Origin of the sequence: Pedobacter terrestris, assembly GCF_052343045.1 — a bacterium.
Classification (GTDB): Bacteria; Bacteroidota; Bacteroidia; order Sphingobacteriales; family Sphingobacteriaceae; genus Pedobacter.
In genome coordinates this window covers 868,210-885,424 of the sequence record NZ_CP180264.1, presented here as the reverse complement: position 1 = coordinate 885,424, position 17,215 = coordinate 868,210, and the positions used below count along the sequence as shown (strand labels likewise).

The window sequence follows — 17,215 nt, the reverse complement described above, 5'->3', positions numbered from 1 at the left end:
TTTAAAAGGGTTAATTTATTTTATTTCCAGATAGATGTATCGATTGTTGCTTTAGCAGCATTAGAGATTTTAGGGAAGAATGTATAACCAGTTTCTTTTTCAAGATCGCTTACATTCATTCTATATGTATTGTATGATGAAGATGAAGGAATTACGATGTTGTCGATTTTGAAACCGATAGTATAGTATACATTTCCTTTTTTCATCGCTAAAGCTTTGTAGTAGTATTTAGGAATTGCAGAACCTTTAGAATACGTAATGTTTTCGTCGGTTTTAGTTTTAATCGCTGCACCAGTTACTACATATAAGGTATCGCTTTGGGCCATCCATGTTCTAACTTGTTGCTCAAGATTATTCCAGATGCCCTGGTTCATTGATGAAACCTGAGCCGTCATATTTGAATAATAAAAAGTTGTTGCATTCAAATCTCGGCTTGCAGTTCTGTCTCCACTTGGAATCTGGTGACCGCGGTCATAACCATTTCCGAAAGAGCTGCTCAGGTTTACTTGTGCATCCTGAGAAATTCTTGGATCGAAAGCCCATGCGTCAGAACGACCTGAACTACCAATATAAGATGCATGTAATGGATACGCTACCCAATAAGCCATTTTATATTTTTTATCGTATAACATGGCGTAATTTCTTACACCTGTACGGCCAGGAAAATCATGCGCTACATAAACAGTATTTTCGTCTGTAGTTACAATTGGCGTTTCCATATAACCAGAAGTTACTGGCGGAATCGTTACCGTTTCTCCATCAACCACATAGGAACCAGACGGAACTTCATTCCAGTTGGTCACAACAGCTTTAAGTGATAATGCTGTACCAACAGCTCCTGTTCCTTCGCCTTTTAACTCAATTTCGTAGCTGTATTTTTTACCTTGCTCAAATTTGGTATCGGCAGGCATTGTCCATGTGAAGGTTTTTCCACCTACAGCGAAAACAACTTTCTGTGCAGATGCTGTTGCCGAAGGAACTAAAATAGCTTCAGAAACGGTAACGCCGCTTTTTACTGATGTTCTGGCCTGGATATCTGCAGTCTGTGCTTTCGCAGTTAATGCCCCTGTAGCCAAATCAAAATCTGCAGTAGTTGTAGAAGCAGAAAAAGTTGTAGTTAAACCGTCCAAATTGGTTACACCAGTACCATTTTTAACCGTTAATTCTACTTTAGACAATTGGTGTGTAAATACCAAATTAGCGTTTGAACTGTTTTTGCTCAAGTTAAGCGCATTGTTTGCATACAATAAATCAATTGCACTTTGAACAGTTTGGTTACTTACATCAACCGAATACGTGTTTGCAGTAAGAGAAACTTTGTAAGGATAATAGGCAACAAAATCAACTGTACTGCCATCTTCTGGATAGTAAATGGTTTGATCTGTTGCATTTGCTTTGAACTGGCCATCGCCAGAAGTTGTGTATTGTTTATTGTCTGAAAGGATATTGGCTAAACCCGTTCCTTTTTTCATAAATACACCAATGTTGTCATTCGCATCCCAGCTGTTGTCAGCTGCTTTTGTTCTTACCTGTCCGTTGATAGACGAAGTAAATTGTACAGCGGTACGGCTTTCGTTAATTACTTCTGGCTTCTTGTCTTTACGGCAGGCCGTGCCGAAAAGTAAGAGCAGCGCAATGCTCGTTAAATGTAGATTTTTGTTCATATGATTTTTTAAAATTGTTTCGATTTAGGTTTTACCGCGCAGAGGAAATGCGGCAATTCGACTTGAGTGAGCGTATTTTTTTGTCCATTAATGATTAGTAAAAGAATCTAAGCTATTGCTGCCGTAAATTCCGGATACAAAGAAACGGCGCGGCACGTAAGCTTTTTGTTAACAATCGGACAAGCTTAGGTTAAGATTTGCAGTGCTTTACCAAAAAATCGTAAAGAAACCATAACATGAAAAATTTCGCTTCGGCAAAATTATCTGGTATGATAAACGCGCGAATTTTTGAAGACAATGGCATAAAACGCAACCTAAAAAAAATCAAACATCTATTTACCAAACAATTGGAAAACAAAAATTATTAAAACAGCACAAAGCTAAATCTACAATTACAAGCAAGAAGAGGAGTTTTGGTATGTAAATCTTTTCCACACAACCGTTCTGTATTCGTTGGTTTATCCAGCCAAACGTTTCTGCATAGATTTCTTAGTCGGTTGATTTTGAGTATTTTTGTATTGCCAAACGCCCGATATGAAGTCTGCTCTACAACACTTTGCTAAATTTTCTTTCTTCCTTTTGATGGTCTCTGTTCATTTTTCCTGTAAAAAAGAAACCAGTATTGCGGCCAAAGAAAAAGTAAATAAAATGGTACTGGTTTACATGGAAGCCAATAACGATTTACGTTATGACGCCTTAAACAGCATAAACAATATGGAAAAAGGCGCACAAAACATTGATGGTGTTTTATTGGTGTACATTAAAACCAGCAGCATACGTTCTTACCTGTTAAAAATTAAATATGATGTGGATGATAACCGGATTGTGAGCGATACTGTAAAAACCTTCGAGGCCAGTAATCCATCAGACGTTCAGTTTATGAAAGATGTGATCAGTTATGCGCAAACAGAATATCCTGCAAACAGTTATGGACTGGTTTTATGGTCGCACGCCACATCGTGGGCACCACCAAACAACTCTGGCGTCACCACAAAATCTTTCGGGCGCGATAATGGCAAGGAAATGGACATCATTGATATGAAAAATGCGCTTTCAGATTCTTTTGAATACATCATTTTCGATGCCTGTTCTATGGGTGGCGTAGAAGTTTTATATGAATTTAAAGATAAGGCAAAATACATCATCGCCTCGCCGGCAGAAACCATTTCAGAAAGTTTTCCTTACGATAAAATTGCGCCACTGCTTTTTAAAACATCGCCCGAAAACCTGAAACAAATTGCAGAAACCTACTACAACCATTATAATGCTTACACAGACGACAGGCAGTCTGCAACCGTCGTTTTAATCAACACTTCAGAAATGGTTCTATTGGCGAATCAAATGAAAAATCTAATATCAAAAACCAAGAAATTTGGTGATGATTTTTCTAAAACGGGAATCCAACGGTTAGATTTTACATCAAATTTCCCTGTTGCAGTGTATGATTTCGGAGATTTTCTTTCGCATAATTTTACGACAGCAGATTTGCCAGACATACAAGCGCAACTTCAAAAAACAATACTTTATCAAAAAGCTACTGCAAAGTTTTTGGGCGTGCCGATTTTAACTTTTTATGGTTTGACATGTTACATTCCTAATCAAACAGATCCCAATTTAACCTATTATAAAAGACTGGCCTGGTATCCAAACAGTGGATTTAATATCCTTTTTGGGCAATAGATATTTTTGCCGAGCAAAGAAAATTACTCAGCAACCTTTTTTAGGTATAGATTGCTGAGCAAAATTTTAAATCAGCAGCAATAGATTAAGGTTTTTTAAACTTGATTACTTCTACTTTAATGGTGAAATCATCTGTGGTTTTGTGGTTTACCTGTCGGTTTAAGTCAGAAAAAACTACTGCATCTGCCCCGATTTCTTTTGCTTTCTCGATTACGCTGGCACGTGCGCGCTCCTGTCCATTTTGCGATGAACCTGTTGTAATGTTCATGTGACCGATAACTTCGAAGGGCGCTTTAATGTCGCCGGTTGAATAAAAAGTCTGAACTTTTGTTGTTGCACTATACGTAGTTCCGAAGTAAGCAGGACTGGACAAGATACACGAGGACAGGCATACAGCGATGCCCGTCGCGTAAATTAGATTGGTTAATTTCATAAGATATTTCAATTGTGTGTTCAGCAATTTAATCAGAAGTTTTGCAAGTTCAATGCAATTGCATCTGTAACATTTTGGTTCTGCATCTCTTTTATATGCTTATACTTTCTATAACCAGAAGTTCATCGCGCAGATTGAAGCGTTTTAATTTTTAATCTGTTCTTAAAACTTTTTGCTTTTTCTGCGGTTTTATCAGCCGATACCTGGCCAAATAAAGTGTAATTATTTGCTTTTTTCTGAAAGTAAAAAAATGTCTGACAATTGCGTATCGATATAAATTCTGCAGATCAATGAATTTGGAACAAAAAGAAAAATCTGGAAAGCAACGCGGCAGTTTCAAGGCAAAAATGACCCTGGTAATTGCGCTGCTACTCTTGCTCGGCGCAGAAGCATTTTTTGCTTATCGCTTGCACGTCCTCTCTAATCATCAGGAAAACTTAAAAGAAGATTATTCCGAAATCAACAACATTACGTACGGTTTATTTTCTGTGCAACAATGGAAAGATAATGTTGCGCGGATTGTCCATCATCAGGTAAGCGGTTTAAAAATGACCAGGAAGCAAAAGAAAGTGCTTCAAACAGAAGTTGAACAGGTTTTACTTGCGCTGATCAATAAAGCAGAAGCTTTGGTCAATAAGCCAAAAAAAACCATCAGCGGAAAAATCCAGAAATTTGCTATCCGTAATTTTGTAAATTCTGACAGCATACGTGCACAGGTTCCGGAATTTGCACATAAAATTATTGCAGAAGTAGATAAACCAACTCATAAAAAACAACTTGGCAGAATGGCTATTGGCCAATTTAATGAACTTGCTAAGGAAGAAAGCCAGGATAGTGTATTCCTTGCCAACCAGGCAGCCGTAAAAACCATGTATCAGAAATACAAAGTAAATTCTACGCCTGCATTAAACAAAAAACTTCAGGCGGCACTTTCTCAGATACGTTCAGAAACCTATGCCTATTCATTTGGTATGCTTGCTTGTATTCTTACTGTTCTTACATTCTGGTGGCTGTTGCGAAAACGCAGCGATTTGCATACCGTACTTTTTATCATGTCTTTGCTCTTTGCTTTTATTCTTCTGGCCGTTGGGCTTACCGCTTCAATGATTGAAGTGGATGCCAGAATCCGTTCTCTGGATTTTGTTTTGCTGGGCGAGCACGTTGTCTTTAGCGATCAGGTGTTATTTTTTCAAAGCAAAAGTATTATGGATGTAGTGCATGTGCTGCTTAGCCAAAGCGGAATAGATTCCATTTTGGTTGGCGTCCTCATTCTGGCTTTCAGTATTCTTTTTCCGGTGGTTAAACTCACCTCAACCGGTATTCACCTTTTGGGCAGCCGGCGTTTGGCAGAAAATGGAATCATTAAATATTTCGCTTTTCAATCTGGCAAATGGAGTATGGCAGATGTTATTGTAATTGCAATTTTAATGGCTTATATCGGTTTAAATGGTTTGCTGGAAGGGCAACTTCAGGCGCTTAATATAAAAAATGATACCTTAACCATCCTCACCACAAATAACACCGCGCTGCAACCGGGTTACATTATATTTATTGGTTTTGTACTCTATGGACTGGTACTTTCTACCATTCTAAAAGCCATCACACCGCATGATGCACATTAATACAAAAGCCAAACCACAACAAAACGATTGATCTATGTCTACAAGTAATACAATCCCAGAGAATAAGCAAACCGGCAAAAATCGTTTTGCCACAATTGCACTTATTACAGGTTTATCTGTTTTACTGCTCGGCGCAGCCTATTTTGGTTTTCGCTTTCAACAACTTTCCATAGAGCAGAAAAGTGTTAAAGAAGATTATAGCCTCTCTAATAACATTACGTTTGGTATTTTCTCTGTAGACCGCTGGGGAGAAAAAATTGCTTCAGTTGTTGATCGGCGGGTAAAAGGTTTCAACCTTACAAAACAACAAAAGGCTGATATGCAGAATGAAGTTGAAAAACAGCTCCATAATCTGATTAATAAAGCCGTTAAAGAAGTAACGAAACCGCAAAAAAGCCTAGGCGGGAAATTAAAAAAACTTGCCTTTAACAGTTTTGTAGATGTTGATGAAGTTCATGCCCAAGTTCCAACTTTTGCACGTACTATTGTGGTTAAAATGACCAGCAGACAAAGCTTGGAAAGAATTAAAGGTATTGCCACCAGTAAAATGGATGAACTGGAAGCCCAAACCTATGATAACAGCGACACCACAATTACTACTGTAGAGCGTAATATTTATAAAAAATACCATGTAAATAACAAACAAGCTTTTGAAAACAACATCAATTCCCGCCTTGCCGAAATTAAAAAAGAATCTGTTCGCTTTGTTCTTGCCATGTTTGCATGCGTTGCAATTGCCATTGTATTGTGGCTGCTGCTTCGCAACAAAACACAGTTGCATGGTGTCTTGTTTGTAATGTCATTGTTGTTTGCTTTTGTGTTGCTTTGTGTTGGCATTTCATCACCAATTATTGAAGTAGATGCGCGAATACAAACATTAGAGTTTTCTCTATTGGGCGATAAGCTGGCGTTTGACAATCAGGTTCTTTTTTTTCAAAGCAAAAGTATTCTGGGAATTATTAAAAGTTTGATCGAACAACCTAAACCAGATGCAGTTCTTATTGGCGTATTGTTGCTGCTGTTTGTCATTTTGCTGCCCATGTTACGCCTAATTGCACGCGGGCTGCATGTATCCTGCAGTCATCTTTTCAACAACCCGAAAATATTGAGATTTTTAGCTTTTGATTTAGGAAAGTGGGATATGGCAGACGTAATGGTTGTAGGCATCGCAATGACCTATATCGGACTAAATGGTATTTTGAAAAGCCAGCTTTCTGGATTAAACATCCAAAACGATACGCTCAAAACCGTAACCGCCAACAACTCTGCACTGCAACTCGGTTTTTTTGTTTTTGTAGGATATGTAGTTTATGCAGCCCTGCTTACATTAATTTTAAAACGCATTGACAAATTAAATGGCCCGTGCTAATAGTCTTTCTTTGGAGCTGAATTATTTACCAAAAAGAAAAACAAGCTTATCCAATAAAGCACTTTTTAATCAGCCCGTTGTTTCTATCTTTGTAACCCTACTGGAAATAAAAATTGCTGCGCAAGCAGATAGAACATCAATATAACATGTCAGACGAGAAAATAATTTTTTCAATGGCGGGTGTAAATAAGATTTACCCACCGCAAAAACAAGTTTTAAAGAATATATACCTTTCATTTTTCTACGGAGCCAAAATTGGCGTAATCGGTCTAAATGGTTCCGGTAAATCTTCTTTATTAAAAATCATTGCCGGCTTAGACAAATCTTATCAAGGCGAGGTTGTATTTTCTCCCGGATATTCTGTGGGTTATCTGGCTCAGGAACCTGAACTAGATCCGGAAAAAACAGTACGCGAAGTGGTAGAAGAAGGCGTTGCTGAAATTACAGCAGTACTTAAAGAATACGAAGAAATAAACGAAAAATTCGGTTTGCCAGAAGTATACGAAGATGCAGATGCAATGGATAAACTTCTTGCGCGCCAAGGCGAACTTCAGGATAAAATAGACGCCACTGGTGCCTGGGAAATCGACAACAAACTGGAACGCGCAATGGATGCATTACGCTGCCCTGATCCGGAAACTAAAATTGCTGTACTTTCTGGTGGTGAACGCCGCAGAGTTGCCATGTGCCGTTTGTTGCTTCAACATCCTGATGTACTCCTGCTGGATGAGCCTACCAACCACTTGGATGCAGAAAGTATTGATTGGTTAGAACAGTTTTTACAGAATTACGAAGGAACGGTAATTGCCGTAACCCACGATAGATATTTCTTAGATAATGTTGCCGGATGGATTCTGGAACTCGACCGCGGAGAAGGTATTCCTTGGAAAGGAAATTACAGCAGCTGGCTAGATCAGAAAGCAAAACGTTTATCCCAGGAAGAAAAGACGGAAAGCAAACGCCAAAAAACCTTGGAGCGCGAGTTGGAATGGGTAAAAATGGCGCCAAAGGCCCGTCATGCAAAATCTAAGGCACGTTTAAGCAATTATGAAAAACTGGCTTCAGAAGATTCAAAAGAACGAGAAGACAAACTGGAATTGTTTATCCCACCAGGGCCACGTTTGGGTAATGTAGTCATTGAAGCTACAAACGTGACCAAATCTTATGGCGATAAAGTATTATTCGATAATCTTACTTTCGCCTTGCCTCCGGCTGGTATCGTTGGAATTATTGGCCCCAATGGAGCTGGTAAAACAACGCTTTTCAGATTAATTACCGGACAGGAAGAACCTGATGCAGGAACTTTCCGCGTAGGTGAAACTGTAGAATTAGGTTATGTAGATCAAATGCACAATGACCTCGATGCTGGTAAAACGGTATACGAAAATATTACCGACGGATTGGATAACATTCAACTGGGCAACAAAGCAGTAAATGGACGTGCATATGTATCGAAATTTAACTTCAATGGCGGCGATCAGCAGAAAAAAGTAGGAATTTTATCTGGTGGAGAAAGAAACCGCGTGCACTTGGCCATCACTTTGAAAAAAGGTGCTAACGTATTACTTCTAGATGAGCCAACCAATGATATTGACGTAAATACTTTACGGGCTTTGGAAGAGGCCTTAGAAAATTTTGGCGGTTGCGCAGTAGTAATTAGTCACGATAGATGGTTCTTAGATCGTATCTGTACGCATATTCTGGCATTTGAGGGCAATTCTGAAGTTTATTTCTTCGAAGGAAATTACTCTGATTATGAAGAAAACCGCAAGAAAAGATTGGGCGATGTTGCACCAAAACGCATCAGATACAAAAAACTGGGATAAATTCCAGTAATAGAAAAAACCTGTCAAGATTTCTAAATGGTGATATATCTTGACAGGTTTTTTTATGATGTGATTTTTTCCGCAGGTGTTATTAAATAGATTTTATTCAGCGTCCTTCAATTACCACTCTAGCCGCTACCTCTTCTTTGGATTTTCTTTTTCCCCGAAAGAAAAAATACATATTCAGGAATAACATCACGCCCAGATAAATTGCAAAACCACCAATTTTCACGCCCAGAATTTCAACAAGTGTTTGGTAAGAATTTGTGTAAGACACGATCCTCATTATCAATAATGCAAATCCAATATTGAGCAGATAAAATCCTGTTTCAAATAATTTGTTTGTCGCAAATGCAATTTCTTCACGTCCTTTAAAAATATCCAACATGTAAATTTTACTGTTTTTAAATAATGTATTAGACACGTAAAAAGTCAATAATACTGCGATAGGAAGATAAATGGCATAACCGATCAGAATTTTTGAAGTTTCCATAATGATGAAATTTAAGTTGAAATTAAATGAATTTATGAATGGTTTTTGTAAGCAAATAAATGTTCAGATAATGAAGAAAACATAGAATGGCCAAAATCCAGGCTACCTTTATGGCCAATGTTTCTACCAATTGTTGTACAGATAGAATAGTTTCCCATTGTATAAATGTCATCGTTCCATATCCAATATTTACCAAATAATAACCCACCAAAAGAATCTTATTAATGTGTTCACATAAATCTTTACGATCTGGTATAAGTGCGGCAACATATATATTACCGTTCTTATAGCAAAGCTGCCCAACCACCAAAATGACTACAACAATCAATAGTGTAAATAAGCTATAACCAAGTACATTGAAATTCATAATAAGTAACATAATGACTGTTTTTTCTCTATTAAACCCCATATTACTGATGAGATTACTACTATTCAATTACCAATCAGTAATAATTATTTTTTCAGTAAATAATGAAACATTATTTCAAATTTTTTACCTTTCAAAGTCCCGGTTCAATTTCTCTTTTTTAAATTTTGTTTCACAGAGTAAAGCTAAAGAATAATTATTTAATTTTCAAAAAATACTGAAAGTTTAACTTAAAAAATTATGGCTATATAACTATAGCCATAATTCCCTACAATACTTTTTTTATAACTTCATCGGTAACTTTTTCCATCACTTTGTAACCTTTCAGATTTGGATGTACACCGTCTACAGTCCATTCGGCTTTCTGTCCATTTCGCTCGTCCTTTAATGGCGTGAAATAATCCAGAATGGTAAACTTATTCGCTTTTGCATAAGTTTCAATTTCATTATTTAATGCGATAATACTTTCTGCAGCTTTAACTTTATTCCACGGATATTCATAAATAGGAAGGTATTTGCAAAGAATAACTTTTATACCGTTTAAATTTGCCAGTTCTGCCATGGAGCGAATATTATCCATGATGACTTTATTGTCAACATGGCCTTTGCTTCCGGCTAAATCATTACTTCCAGCAAGAATAATTACTGCTTTCGGTTGCAAGTCAATTACATCTTGACGAAAACGAATTAACAATTGCGGTGAAATTTGCCCAGAAATTCCTCTGTCGATATAACCCTTTCCTTCAAAATATGTTGGATCTTTCTCTTTCCAAAATTCAAAAATAGAGCTGCCTAAAAACACCACACGCTTCTCCCCTTTTTTCGGTAAGCCGAGTTCAAGATTTTGTTGTTGATATTTGTATAATGCAGCCCAGTCATCAGAATAATCTTCTTTGGTGGCTTTCTTTTGGGAATAACAGCTCGAAGTAAAAACCAGCAAGCTTATTAATAGAATATTGAATTTCATTAAACTAATATTTTACAGGACTTTATTTTTTTTCTTCCCGCGGACCTCTTTTAAAAATAACCAAACCATTCAGAAAATTTCTCAAAATCTGATCTCCGCATGGTTTGAAATTTTCGTGATCATCATTTCTGAAAATGTCCCCAAGTTCAGCTTTAGTAACCTTAAAACCAACTAAATCACAAATATGGATAATGTCTTCTGTTTTTAGAGATAATGCTACTCTTAGTTTCTTTAATATGTCGTTGTTGCTCATTTTGGTTTAATTATTGGAACAGATATGTGTTGTTAAGCATTTTAATTTATTCTGTTTAAGCATTTGTTTTATCAGCTCGCTATAGCAAGTTTCAGTTTTTTGCCCTTTATTTTTTCGCCACTAAGTGTATTTAAAAGTTCCTCAACTTTGTCGCGTTTTACGGCAATATAACTGGTACTGTCTTTTACTTCTATTAAGCCCAAATCTTCTTTGCCTAATCCGCCTTTCTGTAAAAATAACCCCACAATATCAATTTTATTGATTTTGTCCTTTTTACCGTAAGAAAGATAGAGTGTTTGCCATTCACTGGCCTTCGGCAGCTTGTAATTTTCTTTAAGATTTTCGGTTTCCACATCTTCCGGTAAATACTTGTATTGCTCTTCATCGGTCATCACCAGATATGCAGTACCGGTAGCATTCATTCTAGCGGTGCGGCCATTTCTATGAATATAAGCGTCTTCTGTATATGGTAATTGATAATGAACAATGTTTTCTACTTCCGGAATATCTAAACCTCTCGCAGCCAAATCTGTAGTAATTAAAATTCTATGGCTTCCATTTCTAAATTTAAGTAAAGACTTTTCCCGTTCAAACTGCTCCATGCCGCCATGAAAAACGTCGTGTTCTAAGCCCTGTTCAAATAATAAATCGCTAATGCGGTCTACAGTTTCTCTATGGTTGCAAAAAACGAGCGTGTTTTTCCCGCCAATTTTACTGAGTAAATTAAAAAGAACTTCTAATTTATCTGCTGCTGGCGCGATGACTTTCTTTATGGTTAACGCAGGTTTTAGTGGATTATCATTTGAAAAATCTATTGAAAATGCATCTTGCAATTGAACAAATGGTGGAATATCATTCATTGCTGTTGCCGAAGTTAAAATGCGACGGTTCAACGATTTTAAAAAACCTATGATGTATGACATATCGGCCTCGAAACCAAATTCGAGCGATTTATCAAATTCATCTAACACCAAGGTTTCTATTCCTGATTCATCAAAATTACGGTGCTCCATATGATAAGCAATACGCCCCGGAGTACCTACCAATACAGCAGGTGGATTTGCAAGGTTGTTCTTTTCGATACGAACCGCGTGCCCGCCATAGCAACAATTTATTTTGTATGGCGTTCCCATCTGTTTAAAAACCTGCTCAATTTGTAAAGCCAGCTCTCTTGAAGGAACCAAAACAAGCGCTTGCACACCTTTGGCTTCGGGCTTCAAAGTACCCAGCAACGGAAGTAAAAATGCCAGCGTTTTGCCAGAACCCGTTGGCGCAATAAGTTTTATGTTATTGTATTTGCCTGCTGCAGAAAGTGCAGCCTGCTGCATTGGGTTAAGTGCGGTTATATTAAGCTTTTTCAGAGCATTTTCAATCATCCTGCAAAGATAATCAATTCGCCCTGCCTTAGGTTAAGATTTAAAAAAACGCTTCTGAAATCGTTTAAGAGAAGATAGATTAAGCCGATTTTCCAACATCATTAACATTTTTCCACGCTTAGTAATTGATGTACTCACTTTCTCATTTAATGCGTCTACTGATGAAATAACACGATCTGCTAAATCTTCGGCTATTTTATTCGCCCTACTCATTTGCAAAAGTTGAAATTCTTGGATCAATTCAGTTTTCATAACAATTTATTTTAGTCTGTAAATGATATATAATTACAACGACTGTATTTTATAATTGTTTCGAGAATACACGATCAAAACAACATATTATGATTAACTTGTTGATAACTAATATTTTGTTAGCAATTAAACAATAAAAGTTTAACATGCTTTTAATTCTTAGCCCTTATTTTTATAAAAACGTGATTACCATTTGTTAACCTCAAAGAACAAAATTGTATGACCTGGAAAAAATTCAGCGGAGAAGTAATTCACTCGTCCATTCTGGAAGAAGTAGAACAAGCCATCATCAGAGAAACCGATAACGGCTACAAGCTTAAAGTTTGCATTGGCACAGACTCTCAGGTTAAAGGTGCTTTAACCGATTTTGCAACAGTAATTGTGCTGCTTAGAGAGCATCATGGCGGCTTTATGTACATTCATCAGGAGAAAAGTAGTCAGCAATTGAGCATAAAGGAAAGAATGCTTACCGAAGTGCAAAAATCTATTGAAACCGCCTATTCTATTTGTGATTTACTGGATATTTATGATGTTGCTCTGGAAGTACACGCTGACATTAACACAAATCCATCGTTTAAATCGAATAAGGCACTTAACGATGCAATGGGTTATATCTTAAGCATGGGATTTATTTTCAAAGCAAAACCAGAAGCTTTTGCAAGTTCTACCTGTGCAGATAAAATGGTGCATTAAGCGTAAATTAATTTCTTGATCTGCCGTTTATCCTGCTGATTGAGTTCGGCTTATGGGGATTTCGTGCCAAAAATTGAAGTAATATACGTCGTCCGTGTTTACAACGATTATTTTGATGCCAATCTCCAACCTTCAAACTTTTTAAAATTCCCGCAGATTCCTTCCGGATATTCGCGGTTTAAATTGCAACATTTTTTTCGCAAGCATTCCGACATCGAACTTCCGACTTCAGCCTTTCAATTTTTTCTCAACAAAACCCTAATTTCGCTGTTCCTAATAAAAAAAACACCGTGAAAACTTATCGACTTGAATTTTCTCAGAAACTCCCGATTAGCCTACAACAAGCATGGGACTTCTTCTCTTCACCATTAAACTTGCAAGAAATTACGCCAAAGGATATGACTTTCGACGTAACATCACCGATAACAGCTGAAGACAAAATGTTTCCGGGCATGATTATTACCTACAAAGTGGCTCCTTTATACGGAATAAAATTAAACTGGGTTACCGAAATTACACATGTAAAGGATCAAGAATATTTTATAGACGAACAGCGTTTTGGGCCTTTCGCATTCTGGCATCACTATCATCATTTTGATGAAATTCAGGGTGGCGTAATCATGAAAGATATACTACATTATGCTATTGGATGGGGGCCAATCGGTAAAATAGCCAATGGTTTGATCGTTAAAAATAAAGTCAAAGACATTTTTAGCTTTCGTTTCACCAAAGTCGAAGAAATATTTGGCAAAATACGTTAAATCCAATCCTGCAGTTGAACAATAACTTACTACCAGTTATCTGTAGAAATTACTTTTTGAGTAACTTTCTTGGTAACAGGTACTGTTTTTTTTGCTAAAAACTCTTTAAAGTCTTTGGCAATAGCTTCAGATTTTTCATAGGCTGATGAAATGATTGCCTTCCATTCTCCAGAATTGAGCTTGCCCGGATTTGTTTCCAGGGGCGTTCCGATAGATGTAGAAGCAACATAATTTCCGTAACGATCGCGCTGATAAGGTATAAAAAGAAAATCCGTGAGCCAAAACCGGTATTTTCCCGCTTTAACTTCAAACTGAAAGTGATAAGTAATTTCTCCTATCGGGCGATTTGCAATAAGCACAGATTTATCTAAAACAGACTTTCCTTCAGCATTTAACTCAGCATCGTTAACAATTATAGATTTAAAGTTTTTTTTATATTTCAACTCAACAAAAGAAGATGCTTTCTTCAATAAAGAATCTGCACTCGCTTTTTGTCCTTCTATCATTTCATAGTAGATGTACTTTCCACGATCATCAAGTGGAAATTCTTTCTGCTGGGCAAAAAGTTTCGAAGTAAAAAGTAGCAGAAATGCTAGGATGAATACTTTCATAAAACAAGTTAACTGTAATTTTGGTAACTAAGGTATAAAACTAAAAATAGCCGCCAAACTTTTAATCTGGCGGCTATTAAATGATATGCAGTTTTTAGAAAGCGTAAACAGCTGCTAAAGAAAACTGACCGGCATTAGGCGCTGTCAATCCTGTTTTATTTAGGAATGGTTTGTCATTATTGTGATCCAGTCTCACCTCAGGAATAAAGGTTAAGCCACCAGATTTTACATTAGCTGTAAGTGTTACTGCTGTGTACTTTGTGCCTGCTACAGTTCCAACATCTTTCGTCTTAAAATATTCGCCACGCAAGCCTAAAGTAACTGCACTCGCAACGGCAACTTGAGGATATAGTGCTACACCAGCATAACCACCGCCATCGTCATTCGTATCATAATTGGCAGCATTTAAACCCAATTTAAACTTCTCTGTAATCTGATAGGTTGTAGTTAGATCCTCTATAGTCCCATAACCATATCCTCCAGCACCAGAAAGTACATTCAGGTAAGCAGTCCAACCTTCAACAGGAGATACCATCAATTGCCCACCAACCGCCGAGACACCTCTTGTGGCAGAATACACATTCCAATCGTTAAACAAACCTGCCATTAAACTTACTTTATCAGAGAATTTATAGGTGGCTTTAATACCTGCATTCTGGAATGGGCCGGAAGTAAAAAGATACGATGTTGAATAGTTGAAATTACCAACCGGTGAAATCACTTCATAACCCACAAAAGTTCCCATATAACCAGCTGTCATCGAAAACTGATCCGTAAAATCGTAGTTCACATAGAGGTTCTGTATATGAAAACTATTAGTAGTTTCGCTATACGTATTATCCGCGCTTGGAATAGATTGGCTTTGACCTCTCGGTCCGAAAGAAAGTTCTCCAACAAACGAAGCCTTACCCGTTTTTTTCTTTAAAACCAAATCAATCATCCCTAACGATACCGAGTTATGATCGGTTGCGAACGATGTCTTAATATTTCCCGGCTGTTTAGCGAAGTCATATTTGTAATAAGTATCCACCGATCCTGAAAATTCAAGTGGTGTAGAAGCCTCTTGGGCCAGGGCACACGTAGTGCTCGCTATAGTAAATATAGCAGACAATAATTTCTTCATGTTGAGCTGTTTAAGGTTTAGATGAGCGGCTTATCCGATTAAAGGATCGGTTCAGTTAGCGGTGCATGTGTTTCGATATAGGTCAGTTTTTCTTCAACCAACAAGGTTCCCTGGCTATATTTTTCGTTGTGCTGAGATTGGTCAAGTCCTAGCTCTTCTTCTTCTTCAGAAACGCGGATTGGTTGGATCAGGTTAATGAATTTGAAAATTACGAATGATACTACAAAACTGAATAAAATTACAATGACAGCACCTTTTACCTGAGTTAAAAAGAAGTCTGTACCACCATATAGAAGTCCGTCTGCACCCAAGCTGTTTACTGTTTTAGTAGCAAAAACTCCGGTTAAAATCATACCAACAATACCTCCAACACCATGGCAAGGGAATACATCTAAAGTATCATCTAAACTTGTTTTTTGTTTCCACGAAACAACAAGATTAGAAACAACAGCAGCAATTACGCCAATAAATAAACTTGATGGAATGCTCACAAAACCTGCACCTGGCGTAATGGCTACTAAACCTACAACCGCACCAATACAGAAACCCAAAACGGAAGGTTTTTTACCTCTTGCTACGTCAAAAAACATCCAGGATAAACCTGCAGCACCGGCAGCTGTATTGGTTGTCAGAAAAGCAGAAACCGCTAATGAACCTGCACTTAACGCAGAGCCAGCGTTAAAACCGAACCATCCAAACCAAAGTAAACCTGTACCAATTAATACATAAGGGATATTTGCCGGTGGAACTTCTTTATGTTCTAAGTGAGATTTTCTACGTTTCAATACCAATGCTCCAGCTAAAGCCGCCATACCTGCAGAAATGTGCACCACGGTTCCGCCCGCGAAATCCAGGACTCCCATTTTTAACAAGAAGCCTTCTGGCGACCATGTCCAATGTGCCAGTGGAGAATACACGAAAATGGCAAATAATACAATAAACAGAATGTATGATGTAAAACGGATACGTTCCGCAACGGCACCTACAACCAAACCTGGAGTAATGATCGCAAACATTAACTGAAATACCGCGAAGAGTGACAATGGAATGGTTCCCCATGCCGGGCCAGAATTTACACCTTGAAAAAACAAGAATGTAGACGGATTCCCGATAAAACCGCCTATACTATCTCCAAAAGCAAGACTAAAGCCAACTACTGTCCACAGTACGGTAATAACACCTGCTGCTACCACACTTTTAATCATAGTAGACAGGACGTTTTTACGATGAACCATACCTCCATAAAAGAATGCCAATCCTGGTGTCATTAAAAACACCAATGCTGCAGATATTAATACAAATGCAATATCTGCAGAGTTGTACTTCCCTTCATCAAAATTGGGAAGTAAAGGAATAAATAACGAAGCGATTGCAACAATCATCAAAATCGCGAAAGGTGCAAATTGTTTGATAGAGAATTTACCCATAATTTTTAGTTTATTGTTTTGTTTAGATTAAATAGTTGATTTTTCTTAAATAATTTTTATAAAAATATACATTTTAAGCGTTTTCAATCTTAAAAATTAAAAAATTATAACCAAAACGCATAATTTTTATAAAACAAATCAAAAAAATAAGCCAAAATTAAAATAAACAAAAAATCGGGCATCTAAATAACATTGTTTTTACAAATCCCAAAATGAGACAATAATGCTATTTAGAAAGAAAACACTCAAAATAAAACCTTTAGGAATTCAGAAAATACCTAAAGACCAAAAAATCCCG

The 17,215-nt window shown here is 37.2% G+C and carries 17 protein-coding genes; 6 read left to right on the top strand and 11 right to left on the bottom strand.

The window, feature by feature from the left end; all coding sequences use genetic code 11:
* Positions 1-20: 20 nt before the first annotated feature.
* On the bottom strand, positions 21-1,664 hold the full coding sequence (locus tag ACJVDH_RS03820; protein ID WP_443946251.1) for a fimbrillin family protein: 1,644 nt from the start codon (positions 1,662-1,664) through the stop codon (positions 21-23).
* A 534-nt stretch (positions 1,665-2,198) separates the two neighbouring features.
* On the opposite strand from ACJVDH_RS03820, the gene ACJVDH_RS03815 reads away from it, so the two are divergent.
* Positions 2,199-3,344: a clostripain-related cysteine peptidase gene (locus tag ACJVDH_RS03815; protein WP_443946250.1), complete on the top strand. Its 1,146-nt coding sequence runs from the start codon at positions 2,199-2,201 to the stop codon at positions 3,342-3,344.
* An 85-nt stretch (positions 3,345-3,429) separates the two neighbouring features.
* On the opposite strand, the gene ACJVDH_RS03810 is transcribed toward ACJVDH_RS03815, so the two are convergent.
* Entirely contained in the window at positions 3,430-3,777 is a 348-nt protein-coding gene (locus tag ACJVDH_RS03810) for a hypothetical protein (protein ID WP_443946249.1), read from the bottom strand.
* Positions 3,778-4,067: 290 nt separating this feature from the next.
* Between ACJVDH_RS03810 and ACJVDH_RS03805 the strand changes: the two genes are divergently transcribed.
* From ACJVDH_RS03805 to ettA, 3 genes are all read left to right on the top strand, one after another.
* Positions 4,068-5,399, top strand: coding sequence for a paraquat-inducible protein A (locus ACJVDH_RS03805; protein WP_443946248.1), 1,332 nt, complete (start codon positions 4,068-4,070; stop codon positions 5,397-5,399).
* Between the two features lie 34 nt (positions 5,400-5,433).
* Complete coding sequence (locus ACJVDH_RS03800) at positions 5,434-6,768, top strand: paraquat-inducible protein A (protein WP_443946247.1); 1,335 nt, start codon at positions 5,434-5,436, stop codon at positions 6,766-6,768.
* Between the two features lie 146 nt (positions 6,769-6,914).
* The gene (ettA, locus tag ACJVDH_RS03795; protein WP_443946246.1) at positions 6,915-8,594 is read left to right on the top strand and encodes an energy-dependent translational throttle protein EttA; all 1,680 of its coding nucleotides are present in this window, start codon (positions 6,915-6,917) and stop codon (positions 8,592-8,594) included.
* A 106-nt stretch (positions 8,595-8,700) separates the two neighbouring features.
* Here the strand turns inward: ettA and ACJVDH_RS03790 are convergent, their stop codons facing one another.
* From ACJVDH_RS03790 to ACJVDH_RS03765, 6 genes are all read right to left on the bottom strand, one after another.
* Complete coding sequence (locus ACJVDH_RS03790) at positions 8,701-9,087, bottom strand: hypothetical protein (protein WP_443946245.1); 387 nt, start codon at positions 9,085-9,087, stop codon at positions 8,701-8,703.
* Between the two features lie 22 nt (positions 9,088-9,109).
* The gene (locus ACJVDH_RS03785) at positions 9,110-9,466 is read right to left on the bottom strand and encodes a hypothetical protein (RefSeq protein ID WP_443946244.1); all 357 of its coding nucleotides are present in this window, start codon (positions 9,464-9,466) and stop codon (positions 9,110-9,112) included.
* 256 nt (positions 9,467-9,722) lie between these two features.
* A complete protein-coding gene (locus ACJVDH_RS03780; protein WP_443946243.1) occupies positions 9,723-10,421 on the bottom strand; it encodes a GDSL-type esterase/lipase family protein in 699 nt (232 codons plus the stop codon).
* A gap of 22 nt (positions 10,422-10,443) precedes the next feature.
* On the bottom strand, positions 10,444-10,674 hold the full coding sequence (locus ACJVDH_RS03775) for a DUF1456 family protein (protein ID WP_443946242.1): 231 nt from the start codon (positions 10,672-10,674) through the stop codon (positions 10,444-10,446).
* A gap of 71 nt (positions 10,675-10,745) precedes the next feature.
* The gene (locus ACJVDH_RS03770; RefSeq protein ID WP_443946241.1) at positions 10,746-12,050 is read right to left on the bottom strand and encodes a DEAD/DEAH box helicase; all 1,305 of its coding nucleotides are present in this window, start codon (positions 12,048-12,050) and stop codon (positions 10,746-10,748) included.
* A gap of 33 nt (positions 12,051-12,083) precedes the next feature.
* On the bottom strand, positions 12,084-12,302 hold the full coding sequence (locus ACJVDH_RS03765) for a hypothetical protein (protein ID WP_443946240.1): 219 nt from the start codon (positions 12,300-12,302) through the stop codon (positions 12,084-12,086).
* A gap of 219 nt (positions 12,303-12,521) precedes the next feature.
* Here ACJVDH_RS03765 and ACJVDH_RS03760 point away from each other — a divergent pair, with 219 nt between their 5' ends.
* Complete coding sequence (locus tag ACJVDH_RS03760) at positions 12,522-12,995, top strand: ribonuclease H-like YkuK family protein (protein ID WP_443946239.1); 474 nt, start codon at positions 12,522-12,524, stop codon at positions 12,993-12,995.
* Between the two features lie 290 nt (positions 12,996-13,285).
* Positions 13,286-13,756, top strand: coding sequence for an SRPBCC family protein (locus ACJVDH_RS03755; protein ID WP_443946238.1), 471 nt, complete (start codon positions 13,286-13,288; stop codon positions 13,754-13,756).
* A gap of 29 nt (positions 13,757-13,785) precedes the next feature.
* Here the strand turns inward: ACJVDH_RS03755 and ACJVDH_RS03750 are convergent, their stop codons facing one another.
* The 3 genes from ACJVDH_RS03750 to ACJVDH_RS03740 form a co-directional block, all read right to left on the bottom strand.
* A complete protein-coding gene (locus ACJVDH_RS03750) occupies positions 13,786-14,367 on the bottom strand; it encodes a DUF4468 domain-containing protein (RefSeq protein WP_443946237.1) in 582 nt (193 codons plus the stop codon).
* A 94-nt stretch (positions 14,368-14,461) separates the two neighbouring features.
* The gene (locus ACJVDH_RS03745) at positions 14,462-15,490 is read right to left on the bottom strand and encodes a porin (protein ID WP_443946236.1); all 1,029 of its coding nucleotides are present in this window, start codon (positions 15,488-15,490) and stop codon (positions 14,462-14,464) included.
* 38 nt (positions 15,491-15,528) lie between these two features.
* On the bottom strand, positions 15,529-16,917 hold the full coding sequence (locus tag ACJVDH_RS03740; protein WP_443946235.1) for an ammonium transporter: 1,389 nt from the start codon (positions 16,915-16,917) through the stop codon (positions 15,529-15,531).
* Between the last annotated feature and the right edge of the window lie 298 nt (positions 16,918-17,215).

Coding starts and splice junctions, on each gene's coding strand:
- ACJVDH_RS03805 (WP_443946248.1), top strand. CDS start 4,068: ATGAATTTGGAACAAAAAGAAAAATCTGGAAAGCAACGCGGCAGTTTC.
- ACJVDH_RS03760 (WP_443946239.1), top strand. CDS start 12,522: ATGACCTGGAAAAAATTCAGCGGAGAAGTAATTCACTCGTCCATTCTG.
- ACJVDH_RS03750 (WP_443946237.1), bottom strand. CDS start 14,367: ATGAAAGTATTCATCCTAGCATTTCTGCTACTTTTTACTTCGAAACTT.
- ACJVDH_RS03765 (WP_443946240.1), bottom strand. CDS start 12,302: ATGAAAACTGAATTGATCCAAGAATTTCAACTTTTGCAAATGAGTAGG.
- ACJVDH_RS03785 (WP_443946244.1), bottom strand. CDS start 9,466: ATGTTACTTATTATGAATTTCAATGTACTTGGTTATAGCTTATTTACA.
- ACJVDH_RS03745 (WP_443946236.1), bottom strand. CDS start 15,490: ATGAAGAAATTATTGTCTGCTATATTTACTATAGCGAGCACTACGTGT.
- ACJVDH_RS03815 (WP_443946250.1), top strand. CDS start 2,199: ATGAAGTCTGCTCTACAACACTTTGCTAAATTTTCTTTCTTCCTTTTG.
- ACJVDH_RS03775 (WP_443946242.1), bottom strand. CDS start 10,674: ATGAGCAACAACGACATATTAAAGAAACTAAGAGTAGCATTATCTCTA.
- ACJVDH_RS03790 (WP_443946245.1), bottom strand. CDS start 9,087: ATGGAAACTTCAAAAATTCTGATCGGTTATGCCATTTATCTTCCTATC.
- ACJVDH_RS03770 (WP_443946241.1), bottom strand. CDS start 12,050: ATGATTGAAAATGCTCTGAAAAAGCTTAATATAACCGCACTTAACCCA.
- ACJVDH_RS03740 (WP_443946235.1), bottom strand. CDS start 16,917: ATGGGTAAATTCTCTATCAAACAATTTGCACCTTTCGCGATTTTGATG.
- ettA (WP_443946246.1), top strand. CDS start 6,915: ATGTCAGACGAGAAAATAATTTTTTCAATGGCGGGTGTAAATAAGATT.
- ACJVDH_RS03820 (WP_443946251.1), bottom strand. CDS start 1,664: ATGAACAAAAATCTACATTTAACGAGCATTGCGCTGCTCTTACTTTTC.
- ACJVDH_RS03780 (WP_443946243.1), bottom strand. CDS start 10,421: ATGAAATTCAATATTCTATTAATAAGCTTGCTGGTTTTTACTTCGAGC.
- ACJVDH_RS03810 (WP_443946249.1), bottom strand. CDS start 3,777: ATGAAATTAACCAATCTAATTTACGCGACGGGCATCGCTGTATGCCTG.
- ACJVDH_RS03800 (WP_443946247.1), top strand. CDS start 5,434: ATGTCTACAAGTAATACAATCCCAGAGAATAAGCAAACCGGCAAAAAT.